Genomic DNA, 15,600 nt, shown 5'->3' with positions numbered 1-15,600 from the left:
AGAGGGGTGTCCCATGCAACTCAATCGACGGTCGCTGCTCGCCGCCATCGGCGCCGGAACGGCCGCCGCCGCGCTCGGCGGCTGCGGGACCGGCACTTCGCCGGCCGGCTCCGCCGAAGGCCCCGCCGAGGGTGAGATCACTCTGCTCACCCCGATCTACGAGGGCGCCGACGGCAAGAAGCTGCTGGAGCAGGAGATCCTCGGCGGCTTCCGGAAGAAGTACCCGGACGTCAAGGTGAACGTGGACTACACCACGTACCAGCAGCTCAACGAGAAGATCACCACCGGCCTGGCGGGCGGTCTGCTGCCCGACGTGCTGATGATGGGCGTGGGCTGGATCCCCCCGTTCGCGGCGAAGAAGGCGATCGCCGAGCTGCCGGAGGAGTTCGCCTCCGCGCACGACTACGAGGAGCGGGTGCTGGAGCCCTCCCGGTACGGCGGCAAGCTGTACGCACTGCCGGTCGTCCTCGACACCCGCATCGTCGTCTACCGCAAGGACCACTTCGCCGAGGCCGGGATCAGGAAGACTCCGGCCAACTGGGCCGAACTGCGCGCGGTGGCCAAGCGGCTGACCCACGGCGGACGGATCGGCTTCGACCCGTTCTCCATCGACCTGCGCCAGTGCTGGGAGACGTTCCTCTTCGCCAACGGCGGGCAGCTGTTCAGCGAGGACGGCAAGAAGGTGATGTTCACCGACGCGCGCGGGGTCGAGGCGCTCCAGTTCTTCAAGGACCTCGTCGCGGACGGCTCCGCCGACTACGGGAAGAAGACCGAACTCGGCGCCCCGTCCAACGTCCAGACCGGCAGGGCGTCGATGATGATGACGACGAGCGCGCTGTGGAAGCAGGTCGGGGACCAGGCCCCGGACCTGCTGAAGGAGGACAGGCTCGGTGCGTTCGTCCTCGCCAACCGCAGGCCCGCGATGCTCCAGGGCGGCACGCTCGTCAGCCAGTCCGCCGGTTCGAGGCACCCCGCGGCGGCCCGCGCGCTCGTCGAGTACCTGGCCGCCCCCGAGTCGATCCTCGGTGCCGCCAGGCAGCGCGGTTCGGTGCCCGGTCTGAAGGACCTCAGCGACACCTCGTACGTGAAGGAGAACAAGTTCGTCGACCTCTCCCTGCGGAGCATGGGCGACGCGTGCTCCGAGGGCGGCACCCCCGCGTGGATGGAGATCCGCGAGAAGATCAAGCCGACGCTGGAACCCGCGATCGTGGGGAAGCAGTCCGCGAAGGACGCCATCGCGGAACTCGGCCGGCTCGCCGAGGCCGCCATCGGCCGGATGTAGGGACCCGTCACCGTGGGAACGACATCCGTACTCAAGGCGCGTCCCGCGCCGCCCGCCTCCCCGGACGCACACCCGGCCGCGCGGCGTCCGCGCTCCCGCCGGTCCCCCACCGGGCCGGGACGCCGCAGGCAGCGCGCCGGCATGCTGATGGTGGCGCCCGCGCTGCTGCACGCCTCGCTCTGGATCGGCCTGCCGGTCGTCGCGTCGGTGGTCCTGGCCTTCACGAAGTACGACGTGCTGACGGCGCCGCAGTTCGTGGGTCTGGACAATTTCCGCGAGATGCTGGGCGACGCGGTCTTCCGCAAGTCCGTCGTCAACACCGTCGTGTACACCTTCTTCACCGTGCCGTTCGGCATGCTGCTGGGGCTGCTCGTCGCCCTGGCGCTGCACACCGGCCTGAGGGCGCGGGGGATCTTCCGCACCGCGGTCTTCCTGCCGCAGGTGACCGCGACCGTGGCGATCGCGCTGGTCTGGCTCTGGATCTACAACCCGGGCAACGGGCTGCTGAACACCCTGCTGTCGTTCCTCGGGATCGACGGCCCGGCCTGGCTCTCCTCGACCACCTGGGCAATGCCGTCGGTGATCCTGGTCGGCGTCTGGCAGGGCATCGGCATGAAGATGCTCATCTATCTGGCCGCGTTGCAGTCCCTGCCGAAGGAGTTGTACGAGGCGGCCTCGGTGGACGGCGCGTCCCGGGTCCGGCAGTTCTTCTCGATCACCCTGCCGCTGCTGAAGCCCGCGACCTTCTTCGTGCTGATCACATCGATGATCAGCGCCTTCCAGTCCTTCGACCAGATCTACATCCTGACCGACGGCGGCCCCGCCAACAGCACCACGATGATGACGTACGAGATCTACAAGTCCGCCTTCCGGGAGTTCCGCGTCGGGTACGCCTGCGCGCAGTCCCTGGTGCTGTTCGTCCTGCTGATGGGCTTCACCCTGGTCAACCGGCGGATCATGGGAGGCACCCGTGGCCACAACTGAGCCCTGCGCGCCGGCCGCTCCGCCCGCGCCCCGGCGGGCGAGGAAGCGCAAGCCGGTCCCGGTCGGCCGGATCGCGCTCTACACGACCCTGGTCGTCGTCTCGCTGCTGATGGTGGTGCCGTTCGTCTGGATGGTGCTCACCTCGCTCAAGTCCCCGGTGGAGATCGCCTCCCAGGACGCCGGACTGCTGCCGGAGCACTGGGAGTTCGGGAACTACGTCGACGCGCTCGAGGCGGCGCCGTTCGCGACGTACGCGCGCAACAGTCTGATCATCGCGGTCAGTCACACCACCATCAACGTGGTCGTGGCGTCGATGGCCGGGTACGCGCTGGCGCGGATCAGGTTCCGGGGCAGCGAGGTCATCTTCTACCTCTTCATCGCCGCGCTGATGATCCCCACGTACACCAAGGTGCTGCCGGAGTTCCTGATCGTCCGCTTCATGCCGCTGGCCGGGGGGAACGACATCCTCGGCCAGGGCGGCAGCGGCTGGCTGGACTCCTGGTGGGCGCTGATCGTGCCCGGGGCGGTCACCCCGTTCGCGGTCTTCCTCTTCCGCCAGTTCTACCTGGACCTCCCGGTGGAGCTGGAGGAGGCGGCCCGGCTCGACGGGCTGGGCGAGTTCCGGATCTACGCCCGGATCATGACCCCGCAGGTCAAGCCCGCGCTGACCACCGTGGCGCTGCTGACCTTCGAGTCGTCGTGGAACAACTTCCTGTGGCCGCTGCTGGTGACCCGCACGGACAGTCTGCGGGTGATCCAGGTGGGGCTCTCCGTCTTCAAGACGGAGAACGGGCCCCAGTGGCACTTCCTGATGGCCGGCACCACGCTGGCCACCCTTCCCATGGTCGTTCTCTTCCTGATCGGCCAGCGCTACTTCGTCCAGGGCTTCGCGACCGCCGGTCTCAAATGACCCAGCCCGCCCCGGATTTCCCCCTCCTCGAAAGGTACGTGCTCCATGTCTGCTGATCTCCACGGTTCCCGCGCGCTGGTGACGGGGGCGGGCCACGGCATCGGCCGGGCCATCGCCGTCGCGCTCGCCGAGGCCGGTGCCGACGTCGCCGTCCACTACCACTCCTCCGCCGACGAGGCCGCCCGGACGGTCTCGCAGATCGAGGCGCTGGGCCGCCGGGCGAAGGCGCTGCGGGCCGATGTGACGGTGACGGAGGAGGTGGACCGGCTCGTCGAGGAGGCGACCGGCTTCCTCGGCGGCCTGGACGTCCTGGTCTGCAACGCCGGCCATCTGATCGGCCGGGCCACCGTCGCCGAGATGACCGACGACCACTTCGACCGGGTCCTCTCCACCAACCTGACCTCCGCCTTCCGCACCGTGCGCGCCGCCCTGCCCCATCTCGAGGAGTCGGCGGCCGGACGCGTCATCACCATGTCCTCGCTGGCCGCGCACAACGGCGGCGGCCCCGGTTCGGTGGCGTACGCGGCGGCCAAGGCCGGTGTCCTCGGCTTCACCAAGGGCCTGGCCAAGGAGCTGGGCGGCACCGGCATCACCGTCAACGCCGTGGCCCCCGGCTTCATCAAGGGCACCGCCTTCCACGACACCTTCACCGCCCCCGAGGCCCAGTGCGCGATCGAGGCCGGCATCCCGGTCGGCCGGGCCGGCACCCCGCGGGACGTGGCGGCCGCGGTGGTCCACCTGGCCTCGCCCGCCTCCGGCTTCCTCACCGCCACGACGGTGGACATCGACGGTGGCGTGTGGCCGCGGTGAGGCGCGTTCCCCGGGAGCGGGGCGGCTGGTGGCACGCGTACGTCTGCCCGGCGCACGGCGTGGAGCTCGATCACGGTGATCTGCTCGGCGGGGTGTTCCCCGAGGGCGGCGCACGGTGCGCGTACGGCTGCCGGGTGGACGACGAGGCGGTGCGCGGCGCCTGGCTGGTGCTGTCCCACCAGGCGTGGGCGCGGCACGTGCGGGTGCTGGCGCACCGGGGCGAGCGCGCGGAGGCGGTGGCCCGGCTGGTGGAGTACGCGGGACTGTACGCGGAGCTGGCCACCGGGCGGCACGGCGAGGCGCAGGACTGGATGCTGCGCGGCCGCCTCTTCCACCAGGCGCTGACCGACGCCATCTGGGCGGTCAACATCGGCCACGCCGTGATCACGCTCGCCGAGGACTCCACCGAGGGTCTGGCCGGTGTGCTGCCCCTGCTGGACGCGCTGGAGCGGGCCGCGCTGGACGCCCGGTCCGTCCTCACCGGCCAGGATCTCCTCGCGTCGAACTACACCGCGTGGCTGAACGCCGCGGGTGCGGCGGCGGGCCGGGGCGCGGCGGCGGTGCGCGGCCGGGCGTGGGACGGGGCCGGGCGGTGGCTGGAGGGCGAGCACGGGCTGTACGCGCATCTGCGGGTCGCGGTCGCCGAGGACGGCTGGGAGTGGGAGGGCAGCACCTACTACCACGGGTTCGTGCTGCGGGCCGCGCTGCTGGCGCTGCGCGGCGCCGACCCCGCCGCGCTGCCCCCGGACGTGGTGGACGTGCTGGCGGGGATGACGGACGCGCTGGCGGCGATCGCCACGCCGGGCGGCATCCTCCCGGCGCTGCACGACGGCCCGTACCGGCGCGCCCCGCTCGCCCTGGAGTGGCTCGAACTGGTGGCGCTGGCGCAGCAGTTGGTTCCCTCCTCCGCCCTGGAGGCGGTGGCCGGGCGGGCCCGTGCCGAGCTGGGCGGGGCCGACGACGGGCTCGACCGGGAGCTGGACGGCTGGTTCGCCGGTCCCCCGCTGCCGAACCGGCCGGCGGCCGGCGCGGTGACGGTGTTCCCGGACACCGGGTACGCGGTGCTGCGCCACGCGGGGGTCCACGCGCTGCTGGACTTCGGTCCGCACGGCGGCTCGCACGGTCACCGCGACAAGCTGTCGTTGTATCTCTACGGCGACTCCACCGCGTGGCAGCCCGATCCGGGCCAGGTGCCGTACGCGCACGCCGGGTTCCGTGGGCTGTACGCGTCGACCCGGGCCCATCCGGCCTTCCGGGTGGACGACGGGGAGCAGGCGGAGTGCGCCGGGCGGCTGCTCGGCTCGGACGCCACCTCGGTCACCGCCGAGGTGACGGAGGCGTACGAGGGGGTGCGCGCGGTGCGGCGGGTGGTGCTCGGTGACGGGCACCTGGTCGATCTGTTGACGGTGGAGGCCGGGCCGGAGCGGTCCCCGGTCGCGCAACTGCGCCCCGGGGTGGCGCTGGACGTCCAGGTCCGGCCCTCGGGCGAGCTGCACACCACCTGGTACGGCGACGAGGTCCTGCACGGCCGGCACACCCACTCCCCGGGCACGACGGTACGCCCGGTCTCCCGGCCGGGCCCCGGCCCGGCGGACGATCCGCAGCGGGTGCGCACCCATGTCGACCTCATGGCGCGGGCGGAGCGGGTCACGTTCGCCTCCGTGTATCAGGCGGCGTCGGCGGCTCCCGCGGTGACCGGCGTGGAGCTGGACGACGCCGGGGTGCTGACGGTCTCGCTGGCCGACGGGCGAAGCGCCGTGTACCGGACGGAGGGCTGACCCGTGCTGCTCTCGGCGACCCCGCCGCCCGGACCGCGCCCCGCGCAGCGGGCCCGGCTGTACGCGGAGGCCGTGCGCCACCGCGGGCTGACCCCGCCGCGCGCCCACCCGCTCGCCAGCATCACCTGGCTGGGCCCCGCCGCGTCCAACCCCGCGCTGGCCCACCGGGTGGGCGGCGATCCGGCCCATCTGGCGGAGAGCGCGCGGTGGATCGAGGCGGCCGCGCGGCTGCCGCACTGGGGCCGGGCCCACATGCCCGACCACGACCTGGACGCCGGCTGGCTGCTGCACCACCTCTCGCTCGCCCTGCGGTGGGTCGGTGACGAACTGCCGGAGGAGACGCGGGCGCTGCTGCGGTACAAGCTGCTGCTCCAGGGGCGGCGGATGTACGAGTTCGCGGTGGCGAGCGAGGGCGGCTGGTGGTCGTCGTCGTACTGGCAGAACCACAACTGGATCTGCCACGCGGGCCTGGCGACGGCGGGTTACGTCCTCGGCAAGGAGGAGTGGACGGAGCGCGCCCGGGACAATCTCGGCACGGTCCTCGATCTGCTGCCGGACGACGGCTCGCACGCCGAGGGGGTCGTCTACTGGCGCTACGGGGTGCCGTTCCTCGCCGCCCACCTGGACCTCCTCCAGGAGGCGGAGGGGATCGACTGGTGGGAGCGCGGCGGGTTCCTCCCCCGTACCTTCCGCTACCGGATGCACCAGCTGGCCCCCGGGTTCGCGTTCAACGTCGACCACGGCGACTGCCACGACCGGCGCAGCGGGCACAGTGCCGGGCTGTACTACCGGCTCGCGGCGCGGTACGGGATCCCCCAGGCGCAGTGGCTGGGCGACCTCGTCTCGGACGAACTGCTGTGGCAGGAGGCGGAGCACAGCGGGGTACGGCCGGGCATCCTGCCGGAGGCGTACCTCGAATACCTCTGGTACGACCCGTCCGTTCCCGCCGAACGGCCCACCGAGACGCGGGCGTTCTTCCCGGACCTGGGGCTGCTCGCCGCCCGCACCGGCTGGGAGGACGACGCCACGCTCGTCTCGTTCAAGGCGAGCCCCGGCGGCGGCCACAAGGCGTGGGAGGCGTCCGCGAAGCACCGGGCGGAGCGGGGCTGGGACACCCTGAACCAGGGGCACCACCACCCCGATTCGGGCTCGTTCGTACTGGTCTCGCAGGGCGCCTTCCTCGCGGTCGACGAGGGCTACAGCAACCGCAAGCGGGCCGCGCACCACAACCTGCTGCTGGTGGACGGGCAGGGGTACGCGGACGAGGACCGGTACCACGTGTACCGGGACATCCCCCACGACCGGCAGGCCCGCCAGCGCGACGTGCTCCTCGCGCCCGACTGCGGCTGGGCGCACGCCACGGCGGAGATCGCCGCGATGTACGACCCCGCGCTCGGGGTGCGGCGGCTGGACCGGACGCTGGTGTTCACCCCGGCGGGGCGGCTGGTGCTGCTGGACCTCGCCGAGGCCGAGGCGGAGCGGGAGTGGACGTTCCTGCTCCAGACCGACCGGCCGACCGAGCCGCTGCCCGGTGGTGACCGGCTGATCCGGTCCGGGACGGCCCGGGCGCTGGTGCGCGGGTTCGCGCCCCTGGACGCCCGGGTCGTCGCGGAGACCACCGAGGTCGAGGCCAATCCGACATCCAGCACACCGGAGCTGCGGCTCACCCGCACCCTGCACACCCTACGGACGACGACCGGCCCTTCGGCCGGGGCGGCCTTCCTCACCGCGATCGTCCCGGGCGCGGAGCCGGGCCCGGCCGGGCGGGTGGAGTGCGAGCGGGGGTGGGGCGTCTCCTTCGGTGCGGAGACCGTGCTGCTCTCCCCCGTCGACCGTCGCATCCGTACCGCCGGGACGTCGGCCGACGCGGCGGCGGTGCTGCTGGGCGGCGACGACCCGGCCCCCTACGTGGTGGCGGCCACCCGGCTGGAGCGGGACGGCCGGGTGCTGCTCGACGTCCCGGAGCCGTACACGGGAAGGGTGGGCTGACCATGGGCGCGCGTTCCTCGTCCGCCTGGCCGACGCTGCTGCGGCGGCTGGAGTTCGTGGCGTACCCGGCGGCGGCCGGAGCCGCGTTCACCGTGCTGTCGCTCGGGATCGTGACCTGGCTGCCCGCGCTCGCCGCGCTGGCGCACGCGCTCCAGCGGTGGCGGGAGGAGGGGGACGGCCGGTGCTTCACCGGGACGTTCACCGCCTTTCCCCGCTACTGGCGGGCGCTGTGGCGGCACTCCCTCGCGTCCACCGCGGCCGGTGGCGTGCTGGCCGTCAACGTCGTCCATCTGCTGGGCCGTCCGGAGCCGTGGACCTTCGTGCTGCTCGCCGCGCAGGTGGGCATCGCGGCCGCGCTCACCGTCCACCATGTGGCGCTGGCGGCCGAGGCGGGCCGGTTCCCGCACGGGTCGGTGCGGGCCTGGTCGCGCGGTGCGCTGGCGCTCGGCTTCGGCTCGGCGGCCCGTGGCACCGCACTGCTCGGCGCGGTGGTGTCCGCCGTACTGCTCTCCCTCGTCGTGCCGCTGGGTCCCCTGCTTCTGGGTCCCAGCGTTCCCGTACTGCTCGCCCTGTCCTTCGCCGATCCCAGGAGGTACACCCCATGAGCCGTGTTCTGCGTTCCGCCCTCGTCGCCGCGCTCGCCGCCGGCGCCCCGCTCGTCCTGCCCCCGCCGTCGGTGGCCGCCGAGGCCGCCACCGCGTACTACGTGTCGCCGTCCGGCAGCGACGCCAACTCCGGTACGGAGCGGGGCGCCCCGCTCGCCACGATCCAGAAGGCGGTCGACCTGGCGCCCACCGGCGCGGTGGTCAACCTCGCCGCCGGGACCTACCGGCAGGACGTCGTCACCAGGCGCGCCGGAGTGACCATCACCGGCCCGTCGGACGCCGTGGTGAAGGGGGCGGGCGAGGCCCGGATCGTCCAGGTCCAGCACGATTCGACGACGCTCGACGGCTTCACCGTGGACGGGCTGCACGGCTCGTCGGCCGAGGTGTCGGGGTACCGCCTCAAGCTCATCTATGTCATGAGCACGACTCCCGGGAACGGGGTGGGCGGGCTGCGGATCACCGGGATGACGCTGAAGAACGCCGCCGACGAGTGTCTGCGGGTGCGCTATCTGGTGACCGGCGCCGACATCTCCGGCAACACCATCACCCACTGCGGCGTCCACGACTTCGTGTTCGGCGGCGGCGGGAAGAACGGCGAGGGCATCTACCTCGGCACCGCACCCGAACAGCAGGGGGCCAACGGCGCCCCGGACGCCGCCCCCGACATCAGCAGGAACAACCGCATCCACCACAACACCATCGCCACGTACGGCAACGAGTGCGTCGACATCAAGGAGAACTCGACCCACAACTACGTCGAGTACAACGACTGCGGCGCCCAGAAGGATCCCAGCTCCGGCGGACTGGACGCGCGCGGCAGCGGCAACATCCTCCGTTACAACATCGTCCACGACAACGTCGGCGCGGGTATCCGCCTCGGCGGCGACACCGCCACCGACGGCACCGGCACCAGCGTCTACGGCAACACCATCACCGGCAACGCGGGCGGCGGCATCAAGTTCATGCGCACCCCGCAGGGCCCGGTCTGCACCAACACGATGAGCGGCAACACCGGCGGCAACGCCGTCGGCACCTACGGCGGCGCGTACGACCCGACGGGTGCGTGCCCCGCGTGAGCGGCCGGGCACCCGCCAGGCGCGGGGTACTGACGGTGGCGGCCGGCGGGCTGGCCGCGGTCGCTGTCACGGCACCGGCGGCACGGGCGGCCGGTCCCTCGGGAGGTCCGGGCCCGTCCCGCTGGACGGTCTCCTGGGCCACCGCGCAGACCGCGCCCACCCCCGCCGACCCGATGGCGACGGCGGGGCTGACCGACGCCCTGTGCACCACCCACGTACGGCTGTCGGCGGGCGGCCGGATCCGGCTGCGCTACGCCCACCCCTTCGGCACCGCACCGGTGCTCGTCGGCCCGGTGACGGCGGGCGGGCGTCCGGTCTCCTTCGGCGGGCGGCGGCAGGCGTGGCTCGCCTCGGGCGCCTCGCTGACCAGCGACCCGGTCGCCGGGCTGCGGGCCGCCCGGGGGGCGCGGCTGACCGTGGAGACCCGGCTCCCCGGGCCCACCGGCCCGCTCTCCTTCCACCGCAACACCCATGCCTCGCACTCCGTCGACGGCACCCGCACCACCTCGGTGTTCCTGCTCACCGGCGTCGAGGTGACGGGCGCTCACGGGCCGTCGGTCGCGGTGCTCGGCGACTCCATCACGGAGGGCGTCGGCACGCCGGACGACGCCGATCTGCGCTGGCCCGACCAGCTCGCCGGACGGCTGCCCGGATCGGCCGTCGCCAACCTCGGCATCAGCGGCAACCGGCTGCTGCTGGACGACGCCCGGTTCGGGCCGGGCGGCCAGGCCCGCTTCGACCGCGACGTGCTGGCGCTGCCCGGACTGCGCACCGTCCTCGTCCAGCTCGGCGTCAACGACCTCCAGCAGCCGCCGCACCAGACCGACCCGGCGCTCGTCCTGGCCGGGTACCGGCAGCTGGTGCTGCGGGCCCACGGCGCAGGGCTGCGGGTGGTCGGCGCGACCATCACCCCGTTCGAGGGCTGGACCCGCTGGACCCGGGAGCTGGAGGCGGTACGGCAGCACGTGAACGCGGCGGTGCGTACCGGCCGGGTCTTCGACGCGGTCGCCGACTTCGACGCGGCGCTGCGCGACCCGGACCACCCGTCCCGGCTCCGGCCCGCGTACGACAGCGGCGACGGACTCCACCCCGACCCCTCCGGTCACGCCGCGCTGGCCGCGGCCGTGGACCGCCGACACCTTCTGTGAGGGCCGCATGACCGACCCCGTCCCCACCTCCCGCACCACTCGCCGCACCGTCCTCGCCACGGCGGCCGCCCTCGGCGCGTCCGCCGTGCTCCCGCCGCCCACCGCCTCGGCCACCGGACCCGCCTCGGCCACCGGCACCTTCGCCGACGACCCCGCCGCCCTGCGCGTCCGCTGGCACACCCTGCTCACCGGCGGCCCCGGCCTCGACCCGACGGACCCACGGATCTCGGCGGCCGTCGCCCGGACCGGCAGGGCCGCGACCACGGCGGCCCTGGGCCTCGACCCGACCCGCACCGACGGGCTCTTCCCCGACCTGACCAGCACCACCCTCTCCAACCATGTGACGACCTCGTTCAAGCGGCTCGCCACCGCCGCCACCGCGTGGGCCGTCCCCGGCACCCCGCAGTACGCCGACCCGGCGCTGCGCGATCTGCTGCTCGCCGGGATCGACTGGATGCTGGACCACCGCTACGGGCCCGCCCACGCCCGCTTCGACAACGACTGGGACTGGGAGATCGGCGCCGCGCTCGCCCTCAACGACACGGCCGTGCTCCTGTACGACGTGCTCGGGCCGGAGCGGCTCGGCCGGGTCACCGGGGCCGTGCGGCACTACACGCCCGACCCGAACCTCTGGCGGGCCGACCGGCAGATCGCCACCGGGGCCAACCGGGTGTGGGTCTCCACCGTCGTCGCCGTCAACGCCGTGCTCAGCGGCGCCGGCGACGACCTGGCCCGGGTCCGGGACGCTCTTTCGGACGTCGAGGGTTCGGGCGCCAACAGCGTCCTGGCCTTCAACGACGCCAACGCGGCGGCGGAGGGCACCGGCGAGGGCTTCTACTCCGACGGATCGTTCCTCCAGCACTACAAGCACCCGTACAACGGCGGGTACGGCAAGGAACTGCTGAACAGCCTCTCCCGGCTGCTGAACCTGCTCGCCGGTACCGCCTGGGCGGTCACCGACCCCGACCTCGACCACATCCGCGGCTGGGTCGACGAGGGCTTCGACCCGCTGCTGGTGCGCGGCGACGTGATGGCCTCGGTGTGCGGGCGGGAGATCGCCCGCCCCAGCAAGCAGGGCCATGTCTCGGCGCAGACCGTCATCGAGGCGGTGGTACGTCTGATCCCGGGCTTCCCCGGCGAGACCGGCGACCGGTTCACCGCCCTGGTCAAACAGTGGATCGCCGAGGACACCTACCGGGACTTCCTGGCCGTCACCGACCTCGCCTCGCTGGTCGCCGCGCAACGGGTCCTCGCCTCCCCGGTGCCGGCCCGGGGACCGCTGATCACCCACAAGCAGCATCCCCGGATGGACAAGGCGGCCCACCGGCGCCCCTCCTTCTCCCTGGGCATCTCCGCGTACTCGTCCCGGATCTACAACTACGAGTCGATCCAGAACGAGAACCTGCACGGCTGGCACCTCTCCGACGGCATGGTCCTCCTCCACACCGACGACCTCGGGCACTACAGCGAGGACTACTGGCCGACCGTCGACCCGGCCCGGCTGCCCGGCACCACCGTCGTCGCCGGACGCCCGGCGGACGCCGCGGGCCAGCGGACCACCAGCACCGCCGACTGGGCGGGCGGCACCGCCCTGCCGGGCACCACGCTCGGCGCGTACGGCATGGAGCTGCGCGCGTACGGGAGTTCGCTGCACGGGCTGAAGAGCTGGTTCTGCCTGGACGACGTGATCGCCTGCGTCGGCTCGGGCATCGGCGCCGACGCGGGCACCGTCGAGACCGTGGTGGAGAACCGCAAGCTCCGCGACCCGGCGGCGGCGCTGCTCGTCGACGGCACGGCGGCCCCGGCGGAAACCGGCTGGTCGAAGCGGCTCGACGGGGTGCGGTGGCTGCATCTGGCCGGGACCGGCGGCTACGTCTTCCCCGAGCCCGTGACGCTCCGGGGGTTGCGCGAGAACCGCACGGCGACCTGGCGGGAGATCAACCTCAAGTACGGCACCGACACCCCGGTCAGCCGCCCCTACCTGACGCTCTGGCAGGACCACGGCACCGCCCCGGACGGGGCCGGCTACTACTGGCTCCAGGCCCCCGCCGCCTCCCCCGGGCGGACCGCCCTGTGGTCGGCCGCCCCGCCCGTCGAGGCGATCGCCCGCTCCACCGCCGTGCACGCGGTGCGGCGCGGCTCGGACGGGCTGCTCGCCGCGAACTTCTGGACGGCGGGCACCGTGCGGGAGCTGGCCTCGGACGGGCCGGCCTCGGTGCTGGTACGGCCGGACGGCGCGACCGTGAAGGTGGCGCTGTCCGACCCGACGCAGTTGCGGTCCTCGGTCGTCCTGGACCTGGCGCGGCCCGGTCTGACCGTCGCCTCCGCCGATCCGGGCGTGCGGGTCGCCGCCGTCCGCGGCGGCGTCCGGATCACCGCCGACACCGCCGGGCGCCACGGCGCGACCCTCAACCTCACCCTGAAGAGGAGCTAGACCCTTGCTGTTCGACCTGTCGCTGGACCGGCTGCGCGACTACCGGCCCGAGCCGGAGGAACCGGCCGACTTCGACGCGTTCTGGGAGAAGACCCTCGCCGAGACGGCCCGCCACGACCTGGACGCCGCGTTCGTCCCGTACGACACCGGGTTCGCGACCCTCGACGTGTTCGACGTGGCGTTCCGGGGCTGGGGCGGGCAGCCGGTGAAGGCGTGGCTGCTGCTGCCGAAGGAACGCTCCGGTCCACTGCCCGCCGTGGTGCAGTACATCGGTTACAACGGCGGCCGGGGCATCCCGTACTCCTGGCCGGTGTGGAGCTCGCTGGGCTACGCCCATCTGGTGATGGACAACCGGGGGCAGGGCGGTGGCGGCAAGAACACCGCGGACACCCCCGACTTCGCCCCGGACGGGCACGGCTCCGCCTCCCCCGGCTTCCTCACCCAGGGCATCGAGGACCCGCACCGCCACTACTACCGGCGGCTGATCACCGACGCGGTGCGGGCGGTGGACGCCGTACGGGCCCACGGGGCGGTGGACGCCGCGCGGGTGGCGGTGCTCGGCGGCAGCCAGGGCGGCGGGCTCGCGCTGGCCGTGGCCGGTCTGCGCGACGACGTCGCGGCCGCCGTCGCCGACGTCCCGTTCCTCTGCCACTACCGGCGCGCCTCGCAGATCACGGACGCCGGGCCGTACGCGGAGATCGCCCGCTGGCTCTCCGGGCACCGCTTCCGGGTCGACGAGGCCATGACGACCCTGTCCTACTTCGACGGGGTCAACTTCGCGGCGCGGGCAACCGCCCCGGCCTGGTTCTCGGTCGGTCTGATGGACCGGATCTGCCCCTCGTCCACGGTGTTCGCCGCGTACCACCGCTACGCCGGTCCGGCCCGGATCGAGGTGTTCCCGTACAACGGGCACGAGGGCGGCGCGGAGTACGACCTGCCGCGCAAGCTGGCCGCGCTGCGCGGCGTGTTCGGCCGGTAGGCCCTGTCTTCAAAGCCTAGGTGCAGTAAGGGTCACCGGCCCAGCGCCGCCATCGCGGCGTTGTGGCCGGGGACCCCGCTGACCCCGCCGCCGCGCACCGCACCGGCCCCGCAGAGCAGCACGTTGGCGTGCGGTGTCTCCACCCCCCACCGGCCGGTCGATCCGGTGGCGTACGGGAACGCGAGGTCCCGGTGGAAGATGTGGCCGCCGGGCAGCCGCAGTTCCCGTTCGAGGTCGAGCGGGGTCTTCGCCTCGATGCACGGCTCTCCGTTCGCGTCGCGGGCCAGGCAGTCGGTGACCGGTTCGTCCAGGTGCGCGTCGAGCTGGGCGAGCGTGGCCGCCAGCAGTTCGGCGCGGGTCGCGGCGTTGTCGGCGGCGAAGAGCCGGGCGGGGGTGTGCAGGCCGAACAGGGTGAGGGTCTGGTAGCCGCGGGCCGCCAGGTCGGGGCCGAGGATCGACGGGTCGGTCAGCGAGTGGCAGTAGATCTCGGACGGCGGGGCGGCGGGCAGCCGTCCTGCGGCGGCGTCCCGGTAGGCGTCGGCGAGCTGTCCGTAGCCCTCGGCGATGTGGAACGTTCCGGCGAACGCCTCGCGCGGGTCGACGGAACGGTCCTTCAGCCGGGGCAACCGGGTGAGCAGCATGTTCACCTTGAGCTGGGCGCCTTCGGCGGGGGCGGGCGGCTCCTCGCCCAGGAGCCCGGCGAGCGCCTGCGGCGAGGCGTTGACGAGCACGGTGCGGGCCGCGACGACCTGCTCGCCCCCGGCCGAGCGGACGGTGATCTCGGCCCGCCGCCCGTCGGTCTCGATCCGGACCGCCTCGTGGCGGACGCGGATCTCCGCCCCGGCCTCGCGGGCGGCGCGGGCGAGGGCGTCGGTGAGCGCGCCCATGCCGCCGACGGGGACGTCCCAGTCGCCGGTGGAGCCGCCGATCACGTGGTAGAGGAAGCAGCGGTTCTGGATCAGCGAAGGGTCGTGGGCGTCGGCGAAGGTGCCGATCAGTGCGTCGGTGAGGACGACGCCGCGGACCAGGTCGTCGGTGAAGTTCCGCTCGACCGCGACGCCGAGGGGCTCCTCGAAGAGGGTCCGCCAGGCTTCCGGGTCGCCGATCCGGTCGCGCAGGGCGGCCCGCTCCGGCAGGGGTTCGGTGAGAGTCGGGAAGACCCGTTCGGCGACCTGCCGCGTCATGCCGTAGAAGCGCTGCCACGCCGTGTACTCCCGGTCGGAGCCGGTGAGCGCGGCGAAGGACTCCCGGGTGCGGCCGGCGCCGACGAGCAGACCGGTGGCCCGGCCGCCGCGCACGGTGGGGGTGTAGGAGGAGACGGTCCGCTTCCGCACCGCGAAGTCCAGCCCGAGATCGCGGACGATCTTCGACGGGAGCAGCGAGACCAGGTACGAGTAGCGCGAGAGGCGCGCGTCCGTACCGGCGAAGGGGCGGGTCGAGACGGCCGCCCCGCCGGTGGTGGCGAGGCGTTCCAGGACCAGGACCGACTGTCCGGCACGGGCGAGGTAGGCGGCGGCGACCAGTCCGTTGTGGCCACCGCCCACGATCACTGCGTCATAGCTGTCGGGTGCGGGCATGGCCCTTGGTAGCACGGCGCGTTCGCCC

12 protein-coding genes are annotated in these 15,600 nt (G+C 73.3%); 11 read left to right on the top strand and 1 reads right to left on the bottom strand.

Annotation, left to right across the window (positions count from 1 at the left end):
- Positions 1-13: 13 nt before the first annotated feature.
- The 11 genes from ACF08W_RS16575 to ACF08W_RS16525 are packed head-to-tail and all read left to right on the top strand — an operon-like array spanning position 14 to position 13,995.
- Entirely contained in the window at positions 14-1,282 is a 1,269-nt protein-coding gene (locus ACF08W_RS16575; protein ID WP_352278823.1) for an ABC transporter substrate-binding protein, read from the top strand.
- A 12-nt stretch (positions 1,283-1,294) separates the two neighbouring features.
- Complete coding sequence (locus ACF08W_RS16570) at positions 1,295-2,266, top strand: sugar ABC transporter permease (protein WP_352278824.1); 972 nt, start codon at positions 1,295-1,297, stop codon at positions 2,264-2,266.
- Positions 2,253-3,176 carry a carbohydrate ABC transporter permease gene (locus ACF08W_RS16565; protein WP_385212374.1) on the top strand — a complete coding sequence of 308 codons (924 nt, stop codon included), beginning with the start codon at positions 2,253-2,255 and terminating at the stop codon, positions 3,174-3,176. Before ACF08W_RS16570 ends, ACF08W_RS16565 begins: the two co-directional genes overlap by 14 nt.
- Before the next feature lie 45 nt (positions 3,177-3,221).
- The gene (locus ACF08W_RS16560) at positions 3,222-3,986 is read left to right on the top strand and encodes an SDR family NAD(P)-dependent oxidoreductase (protein ID WP_392279654.1); all 765 of its coding nucleotides are present in this window, start codon (positions 3,222-3,224) and stop codon (positions 3,984-3,986) included.
- On the top strand, positions 3,983-5,764 hold the full coding sequence (locus ACF08W_RS16555; RefSeq protein WP_392279653.1) for a heparinase II/III family protein: 1,782 nt from the start codon (positions 3,983-3,985) through the stop codon (positions 5,762-5,764). The genes ACF08W_RS16560 and ACF08W_RS16555 overlap by 4 nt, the downstream gene beginning before the upstream one ends.
- Before the next feature lie 3 nt (positions 5,765-5,767).
- Positions 5,768-7,753, top strand: coding sequence for a hypothetical protein (locus tag ACF08W_RS16550; RefSeq protein ID WP_392279652.1), 1,986 nt, complete (start codon positions 5,768-5,770; stop codon positions 7,751-7,753).
- A 2-nt stretch (positions 7,754-7,755) separates the two neighbouring features.
- Positions 7,756-8,358: a DUF624 domain-containing protein gene (locus ACF08W_RS16545; RefSeq protein WP_392279651.1), complete on the top strand. Its 603-nt coding sequence runs from the start codon at positions 7,756-7,758 to the stop codon at positions 8,356-8,358.
- On the top strand, positions 8,355-9,434 hold the full coding sequence (locus ACF08W_RS16540) for a DUF1565 domain-containing protein (RefSeq protein ID WP_392279650.1): 1,080 nt from the start codon (positions 8,355-8,357) through the stop codon (positions 9,432-9,434). The genes ACF08W_RS16545 and ACF08W_RS16540 overlap by 4 nt, the downstream gene beginning before the upstream one ends.
- A complete protein-coding gene (locus tag ACF08W_RS16535) occupies positions 9,431-10,582 on the top strand; it encodes an SGNH/GDSL hydrolase family protein (RefSeq protein ID WP_392279649.1) in 1,152 nt (383 codons plus the stop codon). The genes ACF08W_RS16540 and ACF08W_RS16535 overlap by 4 nt, the downstream gene beginning before the upstream one ends.
- Positions 10,583-10,589: 7 nt before the next feature.
- Positions 10,590-13,016, top strand: coding sequence for a polysaccharide lyase 8 family protein (locus ACF08W_RS16530; protein ID WP_392279648.1), 2,427 nt, complete (start codon positions 10,590-10,592; stop codon positions 13,014-13,016).
- 4 nt (positions 13,017-13,020) lie between these two features.
- On the top strand, positions 13,021-13,995 hold the full coding sequence (locus tag ACF08W_RS16525) for an acetylxylan esterase (protein ID WP_392279647.1): 975 nt from the start codon (positions 13,021-13,023) through the stop codon (positions 13,993-13,995).
- A gap of 32 nt (positions 13,996-14,027) precedes the next feature.
- Here the strand turns inward: ACF08W_RS16525 and ACF08W_RS16520 are convergent, their stop codons facing one another.
- Entirely contained in the window at positions 14,028-15,572 is a 1,545-nt protein-coding gene (locus ACF08W_RS16520) for a phytoene desaturase family protein (RefSeq protein WP_392279646.1), read from the bottom strand.
- Positions 15,573-15,600: the final 28 nt, after the last annotated feature.

This window comes from Streptomyces sp. NPDC015144 (assembly GCF_043079735.1).
Lineage (GTDB): Bacteria > Actinomycetota > Actinomycetes > Streptomycetales > Streptomycetaceae > Streptomyces.
This window is presented reverse-complemented; position numbering and strand designations above follow the sequence as displayed.

Bases quoted from the DNA above. Each gene is read 5' to 3' on its own strand.
- ACF08W_RS16575 (WP_352278823.1), top strand. From the start codon at position 14: ATGCAACTCAATCGACGGTCGCTGCTCGCCGCCATCGGCGCCGGAACG.
- ACF08W_RS16560 (WP_392279654.1), top strand. From the start codon at position 3,222: ATGTCTGCTGATCTCCACGGTTCCCGCGCGCTGGTGACGGGGGCGGGC.
- ACF08W_RS16545 (WP_392279651.1), top strand. From the start codon at position 7,756: ATGGGCGCGCGTTCCTCGTCCGCCTGGCCGACGCTGCTGCGGCGGCTG.
- ACF08W_RS16540 (WP_392279650.1), top strand. From the start codon at position 8,355: ATGAGCCGTGTTCTGCGTTCCGCCCTCGTCGCCGCGCTCGCCGCCGGC.
- ACF08W_RS16530 (WP_392279648.1), top strand. From the start codon at position 10,590: ATGACCGACCCCGTCCCCACCTCCCGCACCACTCGCCGCACCGTCCTC.
- ACF08W_RS16520 (WP_392279646.1), bottom strand. From the start codon at position 15,572: ATGCCCGCACCCGACAGCTATGACGCAGTGATCGTGGGCGGTGGCCAC.